Source organism: Ectothiorhodospira shaposhnikovii, assembly GCF_016584105.1.
Taxonomy (GTDB): Bacteria; Pseudomonadota; Gammaproteobacteria; order Ectothiorhodospirales; family Ectothiorhodospiraceae; genus Ectothiorhodospira; species Ectothiorhodospira shaposhnikovii.
This window is the reverse complement of record NZ_NRSM01000025.1, coordinates 22,045-42,644: the sequence shown is the minus strand read 5'-3', so window position 1 is coordinate 42,644 and position 20,600 is coordinate 22,045. Positions and strand designations below refer to the sequence as shown.

Sequence of the window (20,600 nt, the reverse complement as noted above, 5' to 3'; positions counted from 1 at the left end):
GCGTTCACATGTGGACCTGGGAGAGCTGGCGGCACGTGGTAATGCCTGGGTGGCCGAGGCCGATGCCGTTCAGCGGTAACGATCCACCCCCAGGCCGGCGGGGTCGATGTCCGGGGGACGTCCGCTGACCAGGTCGGCCACGAATCTTGCCGAGCCCAGGGACATGGTCCAGCCCAGGGTGCCGTGGCCGGTGTTCAGGAACAGGTTGTCGTAGCGGGTCCTGCCCAGGATCGGCACGCTGTCCGGGGTCATGGGGCGCAGCCCGATCCAGAACTCGGCTGTTTCCACCGCGCCGCCACCGGGGAACAGGTCGCGCACCACGAACTCGATGACCGCCCGGCGTTGTTGCGGCAGGTCCTTGTTGTCGCCGGCGATCTCCGCGATCCCTCCCACCCGGATGCGGTGGTCGAAGCGGGTGACGGCCACCTTGTACTTCTGGTCCATCACCGTGGACTGGGGTGCCCGATCCTCGTCCAGGATCGGCATGGTGAGGGAGTAGCCCTTGAGGGGATAGATGGGCAGATGGATGCCGATCCCGCCCAGTACCCTGGGTGATTCACAGCCCAGCGCCACTACGTAGCGGTCGGCGGTCAGGGTGCCGGTGGAGGTCCTGACGCCGGTGATTTTCCCGTTGCCGGTGTCGATGGCCTCGACCGAGGTGTTCATCAGGAAGGTCACGCCCAGGGTTTCACAGGCCTTTGCCAGGGCTAGGCTGAACTTGCGGCAGTCACCGGTCTCATCTCCCGGCAGCAGCACGCCTCCGGCGATCTTTTCCCGCACGTGGGCCAGGGCCGGTTCATGGCGGATGCAGGCGTCCACGTCCAGCACCGCATGGGGAATATGCCAGCGTTCCAGGATGGCCACATTGTCGCCGGCCTCCGCCAGATCCTTTTCCGTGCGGAACAGTTCCAGGGTGCCCTTCTGACGGCCATCGTAGTGCAGCGGCAGTTCTTCCCGCAGTGCTTTGAAGCATTCGGCGCTGTAACGGGCCACTCGTAGCATGCGTTCCTTGTTCACCGTGAAGGCCGAGCTGGTGCACTGCCCCAGCATACTGACCAGAAAGCCCAATGCCCGAATGTCGATGGCCTTTGGGTTGATGTAGAGGGGGGGCGAGGTCCTGCGTCAGCCATCGGATGGCCTTGAAGGGGACGCCCGGTGCGGCCCAGGGGGTGGAGTGGTCGAACGACAGCATGCCCGCATTGGCGTGACTGGTTTCCATGGCCGGTTCCTCCAGCCGGTCGATCACCGTCACTTCGTGTCCCGCCCTGGCCAGATACCAGGCGCTGGTGACACCGATCACGCCACTGCCCAATACCAGAACTTTCATGGGTGGAGCCTCATACGCCGGGAAGGGGATGGGTCTTTTCAGGTAAGAATGATTCGGTGCGGGAAAGTTTTCTGTTTGGTGGAAAAGTTGATGAGTCGGGGAGCCGGCGACGTGCCGTCCTCGTCTGGACTCCCGCTTTCGCGGGAGTGACGTTTGCCCATCCCTCCCATCCCGACCAACCCAACCACTCCGTCATCCCCACGAAAGCGGGGATCCAGTCAATGATGCAGCGAGTTCCAAGCCTTCAAGCACCATCTTATTGACCGCAAATCCGGCTTGTGAAAAAGTCGCCTAACCCAAATGTGAAGTTAATGAAGACAGAACTTGAAATCAACAACATGAACGCTAGCGATGAAAGTTCGACGATGCGCCAATCCCCTCTCTTTAGGCCGCGGAAGACAAGACCCAATGTATAAGGAACGATGATCAGTAATAATCCGACCGAGAAAGTAACCAGGAACTCGCATACTGAAAGCATGGGTGTCACCTTAATGATGGATTCTGCCTGTTACATGTCATCTGAATCACGCGTGAACACCCATTTAGAATGACAGCTCGCACACCTCTTTGCGCATAACCAACTGCCAATTCAGAGTAAAAATCTGCCTGGGTTCCGCTATGGTGTTGGTGCGAAAATTGCCGACTGAACCTGACAGGTAAACTGTAAGTGCACCACCGCCAACTGCTGTGACGAAACCATATACGATCCCTTCCCCGAGCCTATGACCTGCCCGAAGTAAATCACCGCCTCGCATGGCGGCCATGATTTGTCGAGAAGTCCTCAATCCTGAAGGGAGTATCGGAGTTGGCAACCTCTTCCGAGTGTAACGGCATTGCCAATGTGACGACACGGTGGCTGCAACCCAAGCCGTCAACCGCAACTTCCAATTGCGACTCGCCGCAGGGAAGACACCATGCCCGTGGCCGGTTCGGGATAACGAATCGAAGAAAACCATGCAACCTCCTGTCGCAATGACCAACGTTTGTCCTTGCTAGCCCTTGGCGAGGGAATCCTCGGGCTTAATAAGAAGAGTAAAAATAATAATCATTTATGTTTCTATGTCAAGAGAGTGAATGCTCGACCCGGCTGACTCGTTCCTCAGCGACAGCACCACCAGCAGTGACAGGTCAGGGGCAGCAGACGAAAAAGGGCGCGGCCGGAAGACGGCTGCGCCCGAGGGTTTTGGGAAGCATGATGGAGGCGGGGCCTGAACCCCGCCTCCATCCCTCCACCTACTTCAGATCAAAGCGGTCAGCATTCATCACCTTGACCCATGCCTTGACGAAGTCCTTGACGAACTTCTCCCGGTTGTCGTCCTGGGCATAGACTTCGGCATAGGAACGCAGGATCGAGTTGGAACCGAACACCAGATCAACCCGGGTGGCCGTCCACTTCACCTCGCCGCTCTTGCGATCACGGATTTCGTAGAGGTTGTTGCTGGCCGGTTTCCAGCTGTAGCGCATGTCGGTGAGGTTGACGAAGAAGTCGTTGCTCAGCACGCCCACGCGATCCGTGAACACACCATGCCGGGTGCCGCCATGGTTGGTGCCCAGGACGCGCATGCCGCCCACCAGCACCGTCATTTCCGGGGCGGTCAGCCCCATCAGCTGGGTGCGGTCCAGCAACAGTTCCTCACCGGTGACCACATAATCCTTCTGCTGCCAGTTGCGGTAGCCATCGTGGATGGGTTCCAGCACGGCATAGGACTCGGTGTCGGTCATCTCCTCGGTGGCATCCCCACGGCCCGGTGCAAAGGGCACGGTGATGTCCACGCCGGCATCCCGTGCCGCCTTTTCCACCGCCGCCGTACCGCCCAGCACGATCAGGTCGGCCATGCTCACCGGTTTGCCCAGGCCGGCCTGGATGCCTTCCAGCACGCCCAGTACCTTCTTGAGACGTTCCGGCTCGTTGCCTTCCCAGTCGCACATCGGCGCCAGACGAATCCGGGCGCCGTTGGCGCCGCCCCGGCAGTCGGAACCACGGAAGGTACGGGCACTGTCCCAGGCAGTGGCGACCAGCTCGGAAACGCTCAGGCCGCTGGCGAGGATCTTGTTCTTGAGGTCGGCGATTTCGCCATCATCCAAGGTGTAATCCACGGTGGGGATGGGGTCCTGCCAGATCAGGTCCTCCTGGGGCACGTCCGGACCCAGGTAACGGCTCTTCGGCCCCAGATCGCGGTGGGTCAGCTTGAACCAGGCCCTGGCGAAGACCTCGTTGAAATACTCGGGATCCTTGTAGAAACGCTCGGAGATCTCCCGATAGATGGGGTCCTTGATCATGGCCATGTCGGCGTCGGTCATGATCGGGTTGTAGCGGATGGACGGATCTTCCACGTCCACCGGCTTGTCTTCCTCCTTGATATCGACAGGCTCCCACTGCCAGGCACCGGCCGGGCTCTTCTTCAGCTCCCATTCGTGCTCCAGCAGCATCTTGAAGTAGCCGTTGTCCCACTTGGTGGGGTAGGTGGTCCAGGCGCCTTCAATGCCGCTGGTGATGGTTTCACGGCCACAGCCCTTGCCCTGGGGGTTATGCCAGCCCAGGCCCTGTTCTTCGACGCCGGCCCCTTCGGGGTCCGAGCCCAGCCTGGAGGCATCGCCGTTACCATGGCATTTGCCCACGGTATGGCCACCGGCGGTCAGGGCCACGGTTTCCTCATCGTTCATCGCCATGCGGGCAAAGGTGATGCGCACGTCATGGGCGGTCTTGAGTGGGTCGGGATTGCCGTCCACCCCTTCCGGGTTGACGTAGATCAGGCCCATCATCACGGCGGCCAGGGGGTTTTCCAGGTCGCGCTCGCCGGAGTAGCGGCTGCCTTCGCCGCCGGACTTGGCCAGCCATTCCTTCTCGGAACCCCAGTAGATGTCCTTTTCCGGATGCCAGATGTCCGCGCGGCCACCGGCAAAGCCGAAGGTCTTCAGACCCATGGACTCATAGGCCATGTTGCCGGCCAGAATGATCAGATCGGCCCAGGAGAGCTGGTTGCCGTACTTTTTCTTGATCGGCCACAGCAGGCGACGGGCCTTGTCCAGGTTGACGTTGTCGGGCCAGCTGTTGAGCGGCGCAAAGCGCTGGTTGCCGGTCCCGGCCCCCCCGCGGCCGTCGGCAATGCGGTAGGTGCCGGCGGCGTGCCAGGCCATGCGGATCATCAGGCCGCCGTAGTGTCCCCAGTCGGCCGGCCACCAGTCCTGGCTGTCCGTCATCAGCGCCCGCAGGTCCCGCTTTACGGCTTCCAGATCCAGCTTCTTGAATTCCTCTGCATAATCAAAATCTTCGCCCAGGGGGTCGGTCTTGGAATCATGCTGGTGAAGGATGTCCAGGTTCAGTGCATTGGGCCACCATTCCATGACGTTGTTGGAAGCTCCGCTGGCGGTGTTGCCGCCGTGTACTACCGGGCACTTGCCCGGGCTGCTGACGTTGTTTCCGGCCATGTCTATCTCCCCATTTACCACTTGGTTGGTTGATTCGATCAAAATCCAGACCACGTTCGGGGCAGGGCAGCCCGCTCATGCGGCCTGTGCGAGGCCAGGTTCACCGACGATGACTGCCGGGAGTGACTCGCGCCAATTCGTTCGCCCTGCGTTCGTTATTAGTTTATAGATGGTATGGGTAATACAATCAAATGAATGGTTTTCATTTTTTTGATAGTTTTTAGCAATTGATTGATGCCCTCGTCCCTGTGGGATGAGGCTGTGGGCCATGCCGGTGCATCAGCTGCTTCGGTGTGCCCCGGATACCCAGGTTCGCCGTCCGCGGGTTATCCTCCCCGACATTTGAACTTGGGGGGCGAGCCCGTGTTGATGGTGCAGGGAATTGCCGGACTGGTGGTCTTCATCGGCATCGCCTGGTTGCTCAGCGAGGATCGCTGGCGCATGCCCTGGCGGGCGGTGGCGGCGGGCCTGGGACTGCAGTTCGGTCTGGCGGCGTTGTTGCTGTGGGTGCCGGGCGGACGTCATCTGTTCCTGTGGGCCAACGAACTGGTCATTGCCCTGAGCCAGGCCACTCGGGCGGGCACGGCCTTTGTCTTCGGTTATCTGGGTGGTGCCGAGTTACCCTTCGAGGCCGAAGGGGCCGGGCAGGCCTTTGTCTTCGCCTTCCAGGCCTTGCCGCTGATCCTGGTCATGAGTGCCCTGTCGGCCTTGCTGTTCCACTGGCGTGTGTTGCCGCTGATCATTCGCGGTGTTTCCCGGGTGCTGGAGCGCAGTTTCGGCATCGGCGGAGCCCTGGGGGTGGGGACGGCGGCCAATGTCTTTCTGGGCATGGTGGAGTCCCCTCTGCTGGTGCGCCCCTATCTGGCGCGCATGACCCGCAGCGAGCTGTTTGCCCTGATGACCGTGGGCATGGCCACCCTGGCGGGCACCATGCTGGTGCTCTATGCCACCTTCATCGGCCATGTGCTGGATGACGCCCTGGGGCACCTGATCATTGCCTCGGTGATCAGCCTGCCCGCGGCGCTGCTGATCGCGGCGGTGATGGTCCCCTCCACCGGCCCGGCCACCCAGGGGGCGCTGGACACGGGGCTGGACCGGGCGGCCGGGGCCATGGATGCCATCACCCGGGGCACCCTGCGGGGGCTGGAGCTGTTGCTGCAGATCGTGGCCTTGCTGGTGGTGCTGATCGCCCTCGTGGCCCTGGCCAACGGCCTGCTGGGCCTGCTGCCCGCGGTGGGGGGAGCCGATCTGAGCCTGGAACGCCTGTTGGGCTGGATCATGGCGCCGCTGGCGTGGTTGATGGGCATTCCCTGGGCGGAGGCCCAGGTGGCCGGGACATTGCTGGGTGTGAAGACCGTCCTCAACGAAATGCTGGCCTTCCTGCAGCTGGCGCAGCTGGACCCTCAGGTGCTTTCCCCGCGTTCCGAGCTCATCCTGATCTATGCCCTGAGCGGCTTTGCCAACCTGGGCAGTCTGGGCATCCTCATCGGTGGTCTGGGCGCGATGGTGCCGGAGCGGCGTGGCGAGGTGGTGGCACTGGGGATGCGAGCCCTGGTGGCCGGGACACTGGCCACCCTGATGACCGGAGCCGTGGTGGGGTTGCTGACGCCGTTGGGGTGAGTGGGGAAGGACATGGGCCTCTGTTGCCACGGCGTGTTTGGGAGTGTTGGAGTGGTTGGGAGTGAAGGAGCAGAGTGTGGCGGAGTTTCCGATGGAGCATTTCTTCAACAATGTCGGCACCCATGGTGCCGACGAACCGCCGTGCCATTGCCGGCATTGGGGCGACGCCGGTAGCGCGAGGGGGGCTTGAACATTGAAAATCCTCCACACCTCCGACTGGCATCTGGGCCGACGTCTTTTCGGCCGCCAGCGTTATGACGAATTCGAGACCTTTCTGGAGTGGCTGGCCGTGCTCATCGAGGACGCCGGGGTGGATGTGCTGGTGGTGGCCGGGGATGTGTTCGACACCAGCACCCCCAGCAACCGGGCCCAGTCCCTGTATTACCGGTTTCTGTGCCGGCTGGCCGGTTCCTGCTGCCGGCATGTGGTGGTGGTGGCCGGCAATCATGATTCCCCCACCTTCCTGGATGCCCCCCGCGAACTGCTGAAGGTGCTGGATGTGCACGTGATCGGCGCCGTGCCCGATGACCCTGCCGATGAGGTGCTGGTCCTGCATCACCCGGAGACGGGGACGGCGGAACTGGTGGTCTGCGCCGTGCCCTATCTGCGGGACCGGGATATCCGCCGGGTGGAGGCGGGGGAGAGCGTGGAAGACAAGGACCGCAAGCTGATCGAGGGAATCCGTGACCATTACCGCACCGTGGTCGAACTGGCCTGTCGGCGCCGGGCGGCACTGGACGGGCATCCGCCCATGCTGGCCACGGGCCATCTGTTTACCGCCGGTGGCCGGACGGTGGACGGCGACGGGGTGCGGGATCTGTATGTGGGGGCCCTGGCCCACGTGGGCAGCGATATCTTCCCTGATGGCCTGGACTATGTGGCCCTGGGCCATTTGCACGTGGCCCAGATGGTGCAGGGCTCGGAGCGGGTGCGCTACAGCGGCTCGCCCCTGCCCATGGGCTTTGGCGAGGCCGGGCAACGCAAGAGTGTCTGCCTGGTGGAACTGGAGGCGGGCGGCACCCTGACAGTGCGTTGTCCGGAGGTGCCGGTGTTCCAACCCCTGGCCCGGGTGCGTGGCGACTGGGAGGCGATCCAGACCCGGTTGCGGGAACTGGTTGCCGCCGACTCGCGGGCCTGGCTGGAGATCATCTACGAGGGGGAGGCGGTGATCGGTGACCTGCGGGCACGGCTGGACGAGATCCTGGCGGGCAGCCGTCTGGAGGTCCTGCGGCTGAAGAATGCCCGGGTCATCGACCGTGTGCTGGCGCAGTGCCACGACCGGGAAACCCTGGATGATCTGGATGTCCATGATGTCTTCGAACGCTGCCTGACCCGGCATGAAGTGCCGGACACGCAGCGGCCGTCCCTGCGCCTGGCCTATCGGGAGACCGTGGCCGCCCTCCATGATGCCGACCCGCTTGCGGAATAGGACTCTGCCCCGTGCGCATCCTGCAGATACGTTTCAAGAACCTCAATTCCCTGGCCGGTGAATGGGAGATCGACCTGACCCATCCCGCTTTCACCGCCGACGGCATCTTTGCCATCACCGGCCCCACCGGCGCCGGCAAGACCACGTTGCTGGACGCCATCTGCCTGGCCCTGTACGGGCGCACGCCGCGCCTGCACCGGGTCAACCGCAGCGGCAACGAGGTCATGTCCCGGCACACGGGTGACTGCTTTGCCGAAGTCACCTTCGAGACGCCGACGGGACGCTATCGTTGCCACTGGAGCCAGCACCGGGCCCGGCGGCGGCCCGACGGGGAGTTGCAGGCCCCCCGCCACGAGATCGCCAATGCGGACACCGGGGAGATCTTCGAGGCCAAGGTCCGGGGGGTGGCGGAACAGATCGAACAGGCCACGGGCATGGATTTCGAGCGTTTCACCCGTTCCATGCTGCTGGCCCAGGGCGGTTTTGCGGCCTTCCTGCAGGCGCCGCCGGACGAGCGCGCGCCGATCCTGGAGCAGATCACCGGCACGGAGATCTACAGCCGCATCTCCGTGGCCGTGCATGAGCGTCGCGGCGAGGCCCGCCATACCCTTGAGCATCTACGGACGGCGCTGGAAGGCATGCGTCTGCTCAGCCTGGAGGAAGAGCAGCAGTTGTCGGCGGAACTGGCGGCGCGGCAGGCCCAGGAGACGGCCTTGCACGCACAGGTGGAACAGCAGCGCAAGGCCGTCGACTGGTTGGAGGGGATCGCGACACTGGAGGCCGCCCAGTTGCAGATCCAACAGGAGGCAGCGGATCTTGAGGCCCGTATCGAGGCCTTCGCCCCGGATCGGCAGCGGCTGCACCGGGCCCGGCAGGCCCTGGAGTTGGCGGGCGATCATGCCGCCTTGATCCAGTTGCGCCAGGGTCAGGCACGGGATCGGGCGCGGCAGGTTGCCGGTGAGGCCGAGTTGCCCGGTGCCGAGGAGGCGGCCCGGCAGGCGGAAGCCGTCCTGCAGCAAACGCAGGAACAACTGAACACCGCCCGCGAGACGCTGCGGGCGCGTCTGCCGGTGCTGCAGAAGGTACGGGAACTGGATCTGCAGGTCGCCGACCGTCGCGCCGCCCTGGCCCAGTCCCATGAGGCGCTGGCGACTTCGAAGCAGCGTCTGGAGGCACTACGCTCGGAGCAGGCCGGGGCGGAAGCGCGGTTGCAGGCGGGTCGGGAACAGATCGAGGCAGTGCGTGGTGAACTGGACCGGACCCGTGCCGATGAAACCCTGGTGGGTCGGCTGACCGGCATCCGGGAGCAGGCCAATGCCCTGGAGGCCCTGCATCGACAGCAGGATGAGGGGATCACAGCGCTTCGGCAGTGTCGGGAGGCCCAGGAACGGGCCGAGGCGGAGCGACAGGCCTGCCACGAGCGGGTCGAGGCTTTGACCCTGGCGCGAGAGGATCTGCAGGCCCGTTGGGAGGCGATCCGGCAGAGCCTGGAAACCCGGCTGCAGGGCCGGACCCTGACCGACTGGCGCTCGGATCTGGCGGCGTTGCAGGCGCGGGAGACGCGGATCCGGCAGGCCGGGGAGGCCCTGGCGGCCCGGGATCAGGCTCACTCCCGGCTGGCGGCCCTGGTGGTGGAGGAGCAGGGACTGTCCGCGAACCTTGAGCGCCTGGGCGGGGAGGCCGAAACCCTGGCCGAACGGCTCCACGGGCTGGAGGAAAAGGCGACATTGCTGGAGACCCAGCAGGGTCTGCTGCAGCGCATCGAGGCCCTGGAATCGGCGCGTGGGCAGTTACGGGACGGGGAACCCTGCCCCCTGTGCGGCGCCCTTGACCACCCCTATGCACGGGGCAATGTGCCTGCGGCGGACGAGACCCGGGAGGCCCTCGAGCGGGTCAGGACCGAACTGAAGACCCTGCGGCAACAGGACACGGATCTGCGGGTTCGACGGGCCCAGGTGGATAAGGATCTGGAACGGATTTCCCGGGAACGGCAGACCCAGGCCACGGCACTGGAGGCGTGGACCACCGAACTGGTCCGCCATGGGGAAGCCCTGGCGCTGGCGGACCCCGAGTGGCCCGGGCAACTGGAGTCCCTGGCCGGGGAGAATGCCGATCAACTGAAGGCCGTCGCCTCGCGCATTGCGACGGTGGAGGCGGACCAGACGGCGCTGGAGGGGCGTCGACAGGCATTGGAGCAGGCCCGGGAGGCGCTGGTCGAGGCGGAAAAGGCCTTGATGGCCGCCGGTCATCGCCGGGATGGGGAAGCGGCGACGGTCCGGCGACTGGACGGGGAGCTGTCGGAGTTGCGGGCGCGTCTGGCCCGGCAGCAGGATCTACTGTTGGGTTCGGTGCAGCCGCTGGGTATCCGGTCCGTCGATCGGGCATCCCTGCCCGCGCTGCTGGAACAACTGGAACAGCGTCATGATCAATGGCAGTCCCGCCGGCAGGCCCTGGCGACCCTGGAGGGAGAACTCAAGGCCCTGGAGATCGGCATGACCCATCGTGCGGGACAGATCCGGGACAGCGCCGAGGATGTGCATCAGCGGTCCATCCAGGCCGACACCCTGGAACAATCGACCGAGGCCCTTTGGGCCGAGCGCCGGCGGTTACTGGGGGAGCAGTCGCCGGAGACGGAACAGCAACAGCTGGAGGCCGCCGTGGAAGCGGCGGACGGGGCGCTGGAGTCGGCCCGGGAACAGGCCCGCCGGACGGGGGATGAATGCCGGCAGTTGCGCATCCGGCTGGAGGATCTGCGCACGGCCCTGGCGGAGCGGGAACCCCGGCTGCGGGAGGCGGAGACGGCCTTCCGGCAACGCCTGGAGGCGCTGGGCCTGGCGGATGAGGCCGACTTCCAGGCCGCCTGTCTGCCGGAACCCGAGCGCCGCGCACTGAGCGAACAGGCCCAGGCTCTGGAGGCGGAGCGGGTGGCCCTGGACGCCCGCTCCGAGGACACCCGCCGTCTGCTGGCGACGGCCCGGGAACAGGCTTTGACCGATCAGCCCCTGATGGTGCTGCGGGAACAGCTGACGGAGCAGATCCGTGCCCATCAGGCGGTGCAGCAGGCGATCGGCGGACTGCGTCAGCGCCTGGCGGACAATGACACCCTGCGGCACCGGTATCGGGAGCAGACGGCGGCCATCGAGGCACAGCAACGGGAGTGTGACCGCTGGGATCAGTTGCATGAACTCATCGGGTCCGCCGACGGCAAGAAATACCGCAACTTTGCCCAGGGGCTGACCTTCGAACTGATGATCGGCCACGCCAACCGGCAGTTGCAGAAAATGACGGACCGTTATCTGCTGATCCGCGACGAGGCCCAGCCGCTGGAGCTGAACGTGATCGACAGCTATCAGGGGGGCGAGATCCGCTCCACCAAGAACCTCTCCGGCGGCGAGGGGTTCATCGTCAGTCTGGCCCTGGCCCTGGGGCTGTCCCACATGGCGGGGCGTCAGGTTCGGGTGGATTCCCTGTTCCTGGACGAGGGGTTCGGCACCCTGGACGACGATGCCCTGGATACGGCCCTGCAGACCCTGGCGGGGCTGCGGGAAGAGGGCAAGCTGATCGGCCTGATCTCCCATGTATCCGCACTGAAGGAACGCATCGCCACCCGCATCCAGGTGACCCCCCAGACCGGAGGCAGAAGCCGGATCAGCGGTCCGGGGTGTCGTGGGGGGGCATGATCCCGTCGACCGTGAGTCGCCGGGTCACCACCATTCTGAACTCATGTCTTGTAGCCCTGGATCTGTTTTCGCAGTGCCGCGGCGGTTCCCGCAAGCCCGTCACTGGTGGTGGCGATGTGCGTGGCGCTCTGAGCGGTCTGGATGGCGGATTGACTGATATTGTTGATGTTGCGGTTGATCTCTTCGGCCACGGTGGATTGTTCCTCCGCGGCACTGGCGATCTGCAGGTTCATGTCGGAGATGGCGGCGATGCCGGTTTCTATGGTGGACAAAGAGGCTTCCGCGAAGCCGGCCTTTTCCGCCGTGTTTCTGGCTTTTGTCTGGCCCCGGTTCATGACCTGGGCCGCATCGTTGGCGCCCTTTTGCAGCCGTTCGATCATGGCCTGGATCTCCTGGGTGGAGGCCTGGGTGCGGCTGGCCAAGGTACGAACCTCGTCGGCCACAACGGCAAATCCCCGTCCCTTTTCACCGGCCCGGGCCGCCTCGATGGCGGCATTGAGGGCCAGCAGGTTGGTCTGTTCGGCGATGCCTCGTATCACGTCCACCACCTTGCCGATATCGTCGCTGTCGGTGGAAAGGCGATTCATCGCCTCGGCGGCGTTTTCCACCTCCGTGACCAGTTCCCCGATGGCCTGGATGGTTTCCGACACCACCCGGTTGCCGGCAGTGGTTTCGGTCCGGGTGGCCCGGGCTGAATCGGCGGCCTGGCTGGCGTTTCTGGCCACTTCCTGAATGGTGGTGACCATCTCGTTCATGGCGGTGGCAACCTGCTCGATCTCCCGGGTCTGCCGCTCGGTCTGGCCTTGTGCCTGCACGGCATGGCTGGACAACTGGTTGCCGGCTCCGGCGATTTGTTCCGTGCCCTGGGTTACACCGCGAACCAGTTCATGGATTCGATCCGCGAACCGGTTGAAGGCTGCGGAGAGTTCGGTCACTTCGTCTTGGCCCCGCACCTTGAGCCTGCGTGTCAGGTCGCCGCCGCCTTCGGCAATCTCCTTCAGGGCACCGGCCAGTTCCCGGATGGGGCGGGTGATCATGCTGGCAAAGCCAACGGACAGCATCAGGCCCACCAGGATGGCGGCAGCCAGCGCAGCCAGCATCCAGGTCACCAGGCGCCGCATGCCCGAGGCGATGATGTCGTCCGCGTCCTGGCGGGACACCCCCAGGCCGAACATCCCGATGACCCGGCCGGCATCGTCCATGACCGGCTCATAGGCGGCCAGATAGCGCGTACCCAGGACCCGCAACTCGCCGACGTATCGTTCACCTCGGATCATGGCGTCGTAGGCCGGCGACTGCCGGTTCAGCATCGTGCCTACGGCCCTTTGTCCCTCTGCGTTGCGAAGATTGGTGCTGACCCTGACGAAGTCGTCCCCGCGCCGCACGGACAGTCCCAGGTCCACGCCCATGTCCCGGTGGAAGGCATCCACCATCTCGAAACGTCCTTCAATCGGGCGGCCGTCACTGTCCAGCAGTTGTCCGTTATGGATGCTCAGCGAGCCGTAATGGTTCTTGAGGTAGGATTTCAGGGCTTGCAGGTCCCCGTCGACCTTCATGATGAGTGTGTGGTCAACCAGCAGCCGGGCCATCCCCGACGCGGAAAGGTGCGCCACGCCGGTGAGCAGGCAACCCAGCAGCAGGAAGCTCAAGCTGGCAAACAGGATCATCCGCAGCCGGATTGTCATTTTGTCGTCCCTATGTCGATTCTTGTTTTGGTTTTTCGACTTGAGGTGCGGTCCCCCGGTACCGTCACCATTCGTCACGGCTGCCTGCCATCCAGTGGGTCCGATGGTTGATTGAGCAGTTGCTGGCCGTCTCTTGATGATCAATATCGGTCGAAAGGTTATTCTCTAAAGGGCGCTCTGAACAAGTCATTCCTGCATAAGCGGGAATCCATGGGTATCCATCATCTGCGGCTGGTTTCAACGCCGTCATTCCCGCGCAATCGGGAATCCAGGGGCGGGCTTGGGCATTATGGGCTCCCGCCTGCGCGGGAGCGACAGCAAGAGATTTCAGGAGTGACGGCGGGGGATTCATAGGTGTGACGACAGGCGTGTTGCCCGGGCATCCCCATGGAAGAACGACAAGCACAGAGAAGGGGTGTTCAAACGGGACGCGGCACGGATAATGTGTCTCCGGAACCCACGAATGGAGCCTCCCCTTGGATCTCTTTCAGACCCTGGTCCTTGCCCTGGTACAGGGCCTGACGGAATTTCTCCCCATTTCCAGTGCCGCCCACCTGATCCTGGTGCCCGAGCTCACCGCCTGGGAGGATCAGGGGCTCACCTTTGACGTGGCCACCCATGTGGGCAGTCTGGCCGCCGTGATTTTCTACTTCCGCGCCGAGCTGCGGCGCATGGCCACCCACTGGGCCGGCTCGCTGGTGGGGAGGGGCTTTACCCCGGATGCCAAGCTGGCCTGGGCCGTGGGTCTGGGGACCATTCCGGCGGGCCTGGCGGGACTCCTGTTCCACGATGTGATCTCCACCAGCCTGCGTTCGGTGGAGGTGATCATCTTCACCACCATCACCTTCGCCCTGCTGCTGGGGCTGGCGGACTGGGTGGGTCGGCGGCGCCGGGATGAGTACCAGATCGGCTGGCTGGACGTGCTGGTGATCGGCCTGGCCCAGGCCCTGGCGTTGATCCCCGGGGTCTCCCGCTCCGGTGCCACCATGACCGCCGCCCTGTTCATGGGGTTCAACCGTCAGGCGGCGGCCCGCTACTCCTTCCTGCTTTCCATTCCCATCATCGCCCTGGCGGGCGGCTATGAGACCTGGGGGCTCATCCAGTCCCCGGAGGAAAACGTCGCCTGGTCGATGATTCTGATCGGCGCCCTGGTGGCCGGGGTCAGCGCCTATCTGTGCATTCACCTGTTCCTCAAGCTGCTGGCCCGCATGAGCTTTTTGCCCTTCGTCGTCTACCGGCTACTGCTGGGGGCATTCCTGATCTTCATGTTCTGGTAAGTCCTGTCCGGGGAGGGATGGCCATGGCCGATGGGTTTCGTTACGTGAGCAACCGCCTGAGGTTTCTGGTGGTGGTCATGGGGTTTGCCCTGGTGGCCGGGCTGTGGCTGCTGCCCCGGGGTGCCCCGGTCACGGGACAGGTGAGCGCGACGGTGCTGGAGGTCAACGAAGGCACCGCCACCGGGCTGCGCTCCGGTCAGTCCGTCACCCTGGTGACCCTGCGGGTCCGTCTGGAAACCGGCGAGGAAACCCGGGTGCAGGTACTGGGCCGTCCGCCCGCGGTGGGTGATGCCGTCATGCTGCTGGAGTCGGCGTACCCGGACGGTAAACGGCGTTATCGCCTGTTGCCTGAGCACGGTGTGGCGGACTGATGGCGGGAAACAGCTCTCCGGTCACGGCCTGGTCAGCGGCAGGCAGACGCTGATCCGCAGTCCCCCCAGGGGGGAGGGCGCGGCGGTGATCCGCCCCCCGTGACCTTCCACGATGCGCCGGCACAGGGCCAGGCCCAGACCCGCGCCGCCGTGGCGCCGACTGCGGGAGGGCTCCACCCGGAACAGGTGTTCGAACAGCAGGGGCAGGGCGTCCGCGGGCACGCCGGGGGCGGTGTCATCCAGGGTGATGATGAGCTGCCGATCCTTTTGCCGGGCCGCCACATGCAGTCTGCCGCCGGGGTCCGTGTAACGCAGGGTGTTTTCCAGCAGGTTGTTCAGCAACTGCTTCAGGCGGGTCGGGTCGGCCTGGACGAAGGCCGGGGCGGGCGGCAGTACCTGGATGATGGCCAGACGTTGCTGGGTGAAACGGGTCTGGTGCTGGGCCGCGGTCTCCCGCAGCAGGGCGATCATGTCCACGGTTTCCCGGTGACAGTCCAGGCAGCCCACATCGCACAGGGCCAGCTGATAGAGATCATCCACCAGTTTTCCCAGCAGTGCCGCCTCCGCCTGCAGTGACTGGAGTGCCTGCATGTCCAGCGTGCGGATGCCGTCTTCCAGCGCCTCCATTTCTCCCCGCAGTACCGACAGGGGAGTGCGCAGTTCATGGGAGATGTCGGCGATCCAGCGGCGCCGGGCCGCCTCATTCCGCTCCAGGGTGGCGGCCAGCTGGTTGAAGTCCTCGGCCAGGGTCTGGAATTCATCCCGGGTGCGCAGCTGTACCCGGGCCGAATAATTGCCCGTGGTCAGGGCGCGGGCACCTCCTGTCAGGGCCTGCAGCGGGCCCAGCAGGCGGTTGGCCAGCAGGTAGGAGGCGATGGCGGCCAACCAGCAGGGCGATCAGGCCGATGAGACCCAGGATCCGCTCCTGCTGGCGCTCGAACTGCTGGGCCAGCCCGTCCGTGATATGGGTGGACGGCATCGCATACAGGATGCCCACGGTGGCACCGTCCACCTGCACCGGGTAGCGCTTGCCCTCGTCCGGGAACGGCAGGGGTGGCCCGATCAGCCTGCGGCCCGTCTCATCCAGCAGGGCAAGACGCCCCGGTCGCCGGATCAGATCCTGCAGCACGGCGTCTTCGGACGGATAGGCGGGCGGCGCGCCGTCGGCCATCCGCTGCAGGCGACCCCACAGGCGCGGGTTCTGCACCAGGGACTCCCAGCTGCCAGTGGTCTGGTAATAGGCCGCCAGGGTACGGGTGAAATTATGCGCCTGTTCCTGTTCCACCTGGTCCAGATAGCCCGCCAGTCCGTGCTGGAAGCTCAGGCGCGTGGCACCCATGATGGCCAGGGTCAGGATGGCGAAGGTGATCACCATGGCGAGAAACAGCTTGGTGCGTAGGCCCGGGGCGGGGCGGTGGTATCGGTCCATGGAGGTAATGGTTCCCTGATTATTATGGAGAAATTGTGAAACTTCGCCGCCGTCGTTGATCCGGTCGTGAATGCGCCTTGCACGCGCCAATCAATAACGATTAGCATTTACGCAATGATTTGATTTATGCCGTTTATTTACTTTGCTTATTTGTAGCCAGCCAGTCTGAATCCATCAAGCCCGGACACTGGGGGAGAGACCGGATCGACAAGCCCGCCACGCCGATCCATTCTCATCACGAAAGGAGTTTTGCGTCATGGCGCAAGCCTGTCGAGCCCGCCCCTGTCCTGTCCGTCCCCTGAAACTGCACACCGCCGTCTCGATGGCCATGGGGCTGCTCGGGTCGTCCGTGGCCCATGCTTCCGAAGTGGTCCGTCTGGACGAAATCACGGTGACCACCGCGGCCGGCTTCGAGCAGAAGATCACCGATGCCCCGGCCAGCATTTCCGTGATCACCCGGGAGGAGTTGTCCTCCAGGCCCTACATCACTCTGCTGGATGCCGTGCGTGATATCGAGGGCGTGGATGTAGGAGAGACCACCGACAAGACCGGTCAGGGCACCATCAGCATCCGCGGCATGGGCGCGGACTACACCCTGATCCTCATCGACGGCCGTCGGCAGAACAACATCGGAGATCTGTATCCGAACAATTTCGGCGGCAACCAGTTCAATCATATTCCGCCGCTGGACATGATCGAGCGCATCGAGGTGATCCGCGGCCCCATGTCCACCCTCTACGGGGCGGATGCCATCGGCGGCGTGATCAACATCATCACCCGCAAGACCCCGGATCGCTGGACCGGCTCCATCACCCACGGCCAGACCATCGAGGAGAACTCGGATTTCGGCAACGACCGGACCACCGACTTCGTCGTGATGGGTCCATTGGTGCCGGGCAAGCTGGGGCTGAGTGTGCGGGGCAACTATTACGAGCGGGACGCCTCCAACCCCAGCTATGCACCGGCCCGTGACCCATCCGGTGTGGTCCACGAGCGTACCCTGGGCTTTGGCGGCGGTGGCCGTACCGTGGACAACACCATCTACAGCGCCGGTGCGCGGTTGACCTTCACCCCCAGCGAACGGCATGAATTCACGCTGGACGTGGATGCCTCCCGCCAGAAGTACGACAACGACGACAGTCAGCTGGGTACCCTGGACGATTACGGCACCGTCTGGCGGGCGTCCAACGCGGGCGTGGTCCAGCCGCGGGTGGGCTACAAGGATGATCAGCGGTTTACCCGGGATCAGTGGTCCATCGGCCATGTGGGGCACTGGGATATCGGACGCAGCGACATCATCCTTTCCCATGTGAATACCCAGAACAAGGGGCGTTCCCTGCCCTTTACCGTGGAAGAACGTGCCGAACTGCAGGGACTGTGGGATACCGCCTGTCTGGCCGCCGGTCGCGCCGCCGGGTGCTCGCCGGCACAGATGGGCACCAACAACAACCATGACGAAGCTCAGAAACTGGCGCTGCTGGAAACCCTGTTGACCGCCGATCAACTGGCGCAATTCCAGGGTTTCCTGCCCCGGGATACCCGGGTGATGGAAACCCGCCAGACCACCCTGGATGCCAAGCTGGAGGTGCCGCTGGAAGGCCACTATCTGGTGGTGGGTGGTCAGTACATCGATGCCGAGATGGAAGACGGAGTGTTCGGGATGTACGGCGACGGTTTTCGTTCCGGCACGGTGCAGCCCCATCGCCAGTGGGCGGTCTTTGTGGAAGATAACTGGGACATCACCGAGCGCCTGACCCTGACGGGCGGGGTGCGTTACGACGACCACAATCGTTTCGGTGGACAGACCAGCCCCCGTCTCTACGCGGTCTATACCGTCAGCCCCGACTGGACCGTGAAGGGGGGTGTCAGCACCGGTTACAAGACGCCCCAGGCCAGCGATCTGTTCCCGGGGATCACCGGATTCGGTGGGCAGGGTGTGAATCCCTTTGTGGGCAGTCCGGACCTGCAGCCGGAGACCAGCCTCAACAGTGAACTGGCGGTGTACTTCAGCAGCCCGATGGGCCACAGCTTCAATGCCACCGTATTCGCCAACCGCTTCAAGGACAAGATCGCCTCCGGCGACAGCATCCCCAACTGCGAAATCGCGGCACCGGGCGAGCGCTGCGCCGATATCGGTGAAGGCTGGGCGGACCTGGGTTACACCACCTTCAGCCAGCGCTACAACATCGATCGGGCGGATATCCAGGGTATCGAGCTGGCCGGCCGTTACCGGATCACCCCGGCGGTCTCCCTGCGGGGCAACTACACCTATACGGACTCCGAGCAGAAGAGCGGGCCGCAAGAGGGACAGCCCCTCACCGGGACCGCCAAGCACATGCTCAATGCCACCCTCGATTGGCAGGTGAACCGGAACTTCAACACCTTTCTGACCCTGGAGGCCCGTTCCGATCGCTATCGCGGTTGGGACAGCGTGAACGATCGCGCCCTGTACTGGAAGGATTACGAGATCCTGCACCTGGGGGCCGGTTATCGCCTGGGCAAGCATGTGACCCTCAATGGCCGCATCAACAACCTGCTGGACCAGGATTTCACCTCCTATCAGGTCCGGTTCGTGGAGCAGGATGACGGCACCTATACCCCCAGTTACACCGATGACTACAACATCAAGGCCAAGTCGCGGAATTACTGGATCAGCATGAACGTGGCTTTCTGAGCCGGGTTCCCCGCCGTTTAATCACTGACAGGAGATGAATGTCATGCGTTTTTCCATTATTGGTGTGTTACTGGGCCTGATGTTGCTGGCCCCGGCCCATGCCCACTACATCTGGGTGGAGCGGGAGGCAACCGGTGCCGCAAAGGTCTATTTCGGCTATTGGCACCGGGGTATCGTCGAAGAGACCGGCGGTCGCCTGGACAACATCCAGGCCGCCATCGTGCTGCCCGACAGCCTGAAGGTGAGCGCCGAGCGTCGTCCGGACCATATCCGGCTTGACACCACCCACCAGGGGGATCTGGCGGTGGTGGAACCCATTGTGCCCCGCGCCATGCGTCAGGCCACTTCGGTGACACGTACTACCCTGATGGCCCGGGCCGGACGCAGCGAGGTGAAGTCCCTGCTGGAGCTGGATCTGGTGCCCGATGCGCCCGGCAGCAACCGCTTCACCCTGTTGTTCCGTGGCGAGCCGCTGGCCCGCACCCGCGTCATCGCCTATGGACCGCCCCGCTGGGAGAAGTCCCTGGCCACGGATGAGGATGGGCGCGTCGAGCTGGAAACCCCCTGGGCCGGCCAGTATCTGGTGGGTGTGAATCATGCGGTGGAAGAGGGCGGTGAAGTGGCCGGCGTCAAATTCGATGCCTCCCGCTATAACCTGGTGCTGAGTTTCTCGGTGGATGAGGGTATCCGCTGGTCCGAGGCGGACTGACGCCGTCCTTATCCCGGCCGGTTGATGTCTCCGCCATGGACGGCATTGGACATCAACCGGTTTGCGGCGGTTTGAAACAGTAGCCGACACCATAGACCGCCTGGATCAGGCGGTGTCCCGGCACGGCGGCCTGCAGTTTCCTGCGCAGGTTCTTGATGTGGCTGTCCACCGTGCGTGCCGTCACCACCCTGTGGTCATCGTAGAGACCGTCGAGCAGGTTTTCCCGGCTCAGGACGGTATTCGGCTGATCATGAAACTGTTGCAGCAGACGAAATTCCACGGGGGTGAGGGTGAGTTCCAGGCCGTTGAACATGGCCCGGTGACAGGCGGGTTCAAGATGCAGTCCCAAGGCATCCTGGGTATGCATCGACGGTGGTATCGGCTCCTGTCCCGCCCGGCGCAGCAGGGCCCGGACCCGGGCCATGACTTCCCGGGGACTGAACGGTTTGCACACATAGTCATCCGCACCCAGTTCAAAGCCCCTGAGCCGGTCGGCTTCCTCGATCCTCGCGGTGAGCATGATGATGGGTACGGCGGATATCTGCCGGATCTCCCGGCACAGGCGCATCCCGTCCATGTCGGGCAGCATGATGTCCAGCAGGATCAGGTTGGGGGGATCGGCGCGAACCCTGTCCATGACCGGCCGCCCGCTGTCCAGCAGGCTGACTGCGTAGTGGTCCCGATGCAGGTAATCCGAGAGCAGGGCCGCGATCTTGGGTTCGTCTTCCACCACCAGTACATGGGCGGTGGTCATGGGGTGAATTCCAGAATGGGGGTTTGGGGTAGCTGACATGCCGTCGACGGGAAGTTCATGAGGATTATGGAGATTGTGTGAAGATGCGTCGCCTGGATCGGTGCCCGGGAGACCTGTGCTGATAATATTAATTGATAGCGATTAGCATTCGCACCCTTGTTTTTCCTCCTGTTACTGTCAGCCAGCCAGTCATGTTCCGGTCTGGGCAAGTCTTTC

General features: G+C 63.9%; 13 protein-coding genes and 1 pseudogene. 7 read left to right on the top strand and 7 right to left on the bottom strand.

Annotated features, from left to right (window positions below):
* Nucleotides 1-69: 69 nt before the first annotated feature.
* From CKO35_RS13250 to katG, 3 genes and pseudogenes are all read right to left on the bottom strand, one after another.
* Nucleotides 70-1,068 (bottom strand): D-amino acid dehydrogenase, encoded by a 999-nt coding sequence (locus CKO35_RS13250; protein ID WP_274600846.1) that lies wholly within the window; start codon nucleotides 1,066-1,068, stop codon nucleotides 70-72.
* 145 nt (nucleotides 1,069-1,213) lie between these two features.
* Nucleotides 1,214-1,327 (bottom strand): annotated as a pseudogene (locus tag CKO35_RS18375) (FAD-dependent oxidoreductase); the annotation flags it as partial.
* Between the two features lie 1,233 nt (nucleotides 1,328-2,560).
* A complete protein-coding gene (gene katG / locus CKO35_RS13245) occupies nucleotides 2,561-4,756 on the bottom strand; it encodes a catalase/peroxidase HPI (RefSeq protein ID WP_200176624.1) in 2,196 nt (731 codons plus the stop codon).
* Between the two features lie 369 nt (nucleotides 4,757-5,125).
* Between katG and CKO35_RS13240 the strand changes: the two genes are divergently transcribed.
* The 3 genes from CKO35_RS13240 (at nucleotide 5,126) to CKO35_RS13230 (ending at nucleotide 11,485) form a co-directional block, all read left to right on the top strand.
* On the top strand, nucleotides 5,126-6,376 hold the full coding sequence (locus CKO35_RS13240) for a NupC/NupG family nucleoside CNT transporter (protein WP_207143751.1): 1,251 nt from the start codon (nucleotides 5,126-5,128) through the stop codon (nucleotides 6,374-6,376).
* A 193-nt stretch (nucleotides 6,377-6,569) separates the two neighbouring features.
* Nucleotides 6,570-7,805 (top strand): exonuclease SbcCD subunit D C-terminal domain-containing protein, encoded by a 1,236-nt coding sequence (locus CKO35_RS13235; protein ID WP_200176622.1) that lies wholly within the window; start codon nucleotides 6,570-6,572, stop codon nucleotides 7,803-7,805.
* Nucleotides 7,806-7,816: 11 nt separating this feature from the next.
* A complete protein-coding gene (locus CKO35_RS13230; RefSeq protein ID WP_200176621.1) occupies nucleotides 7,817-11,485 on the top strand; it encodes an AAA family ATPase in 3,669 nt (1,222 codons plus the stop codon).
* 41 nt (nucleotides 11,486-11,526) lie between these two features.
* Here CKO35_RS13230 and CKO35_RS13225 read toward each other — a convergent pair whose 3' ends face one another.
* A complete protein-coding gene (locus CKO35_RS13225) occupies nucleotides 11,527-13,170 on the bottom strand; it encodes a methyl-accepting chemotaxis protein (protein WP_200176620.1) in 1,644 nt (547 codons plus the stop codon).
* A gap of 476 nt (nucleotides 13,171-13,646) precedes the next feature.
* Between CKO35_RS13225 and CKO35_RS13220 the strand changes: the two genes are divergently transcribed.
* Nucleotides 13,647-14,447, top strand: a complete 801-nt coding sequence (locus CKO35_RS13220) for an undecaprenyl-diphosphate phosphatase (protein WP_200176619.1) — start codon at nucleotides 13,647-13,649, stop codon at nucleotides 14,445-14,447.
* 23 nt (nucleotides 14,448-14,470) lie between these two features.
* Nucleotides 14,471-14,818: a hypothetical protein gene (locus CKO35_RS13215; protein ID WP_200176618.1), complete on the top strand. Its 348-nt coding sequence runs from the start codon at nucleotides 14,471-14,473 to the stop codon at nucleotides 14,816-14,818.
* Between the two features lie 21 nt (nucleotides 14,819-14,839).
* On the opposite strand, the gene CKO35_RS13210 is transcribed toward CKO35_RS13215, so the two are convergent.
* Both CKO35_RS13210 and CKO35_RS18035 read right to left on the bottom strand, forming a co-directional pair.
* Nucleotides 14,840-15,694: an ATP-binding protein gene (locus tag CKO35_RS13210; RefSeq protein WP_338031800.1), complete on the bottom strand. Its 855-nt coding sequence runs from the start codon at nucleotides 15,692-15,694 to the stop codon at nucleotides 14,840-14,842.
* Nucleotides 15,576-16,247 carry a sensor histidine kinase gene (locus tag CKO35_RS18035; protein ID WP_242467192.1) on the bottom strand — a complete coding sequence of 224 codons (672 nt, stop codon included), beginning with the start codon at nucleotides 16,245-16,247 and terminating at the stop codon, nucleotides 15,576-15,578. The genes CKO35_RS13210 and CKO35_RS18035 overlap by 119 nt, the downstream gene beginning before the upstream one ends.
* A gap of 256 nt (nucleotides 16,248-16,503) precedes the next feature.
* On the opposite strand from CKO35_RS18035, the gene CKO35_RS13205 reads away from it, so the two are divergent.
* Nucleotides 16,504-18,921, top strand: a complete 2,418-nt coding sequence (locus tag CKO35_RS13205; RefSeq protein ID WP_200176616.1) for a TonB-dependent receptor domain-containing protein — start codon at nucleotides 16,504-16,506, stop codon at nucleotides 18,919-18,921.
* A 43-nt stretch (nucleotides 18,922-18,964) separates the two neighbouring features.
* Entirely contained in the window at nucleotides 18,965-19,630 is a 666-nt protein-coding gene (locus tag CKO35_RS13200; RefSeq protein ID WP_200176615.1) for a hypothetical protein, read from the top strand.
* A gap of 52 nt (nucleotides 19,631-19,682) precedes the next feature.
* On the opposite strand, the gene CKO35_RS13195 is transcribed toward CKO35_RS13200, so the two are convergent.
* On the bottom strand, nucleotides 19,683-20,384 hold the full coding sequence (locus CKO35_RS13195) for a response regulator (protein ID WP_200176614.1): 702 nt from the start codon (nucleotides 20,382-20,384) through the stop codon (nucleotides 19,683-19,685).
* Between the last annotated feature and the right edge of the window lie 216 nt (nucleotides 20,385-20,600).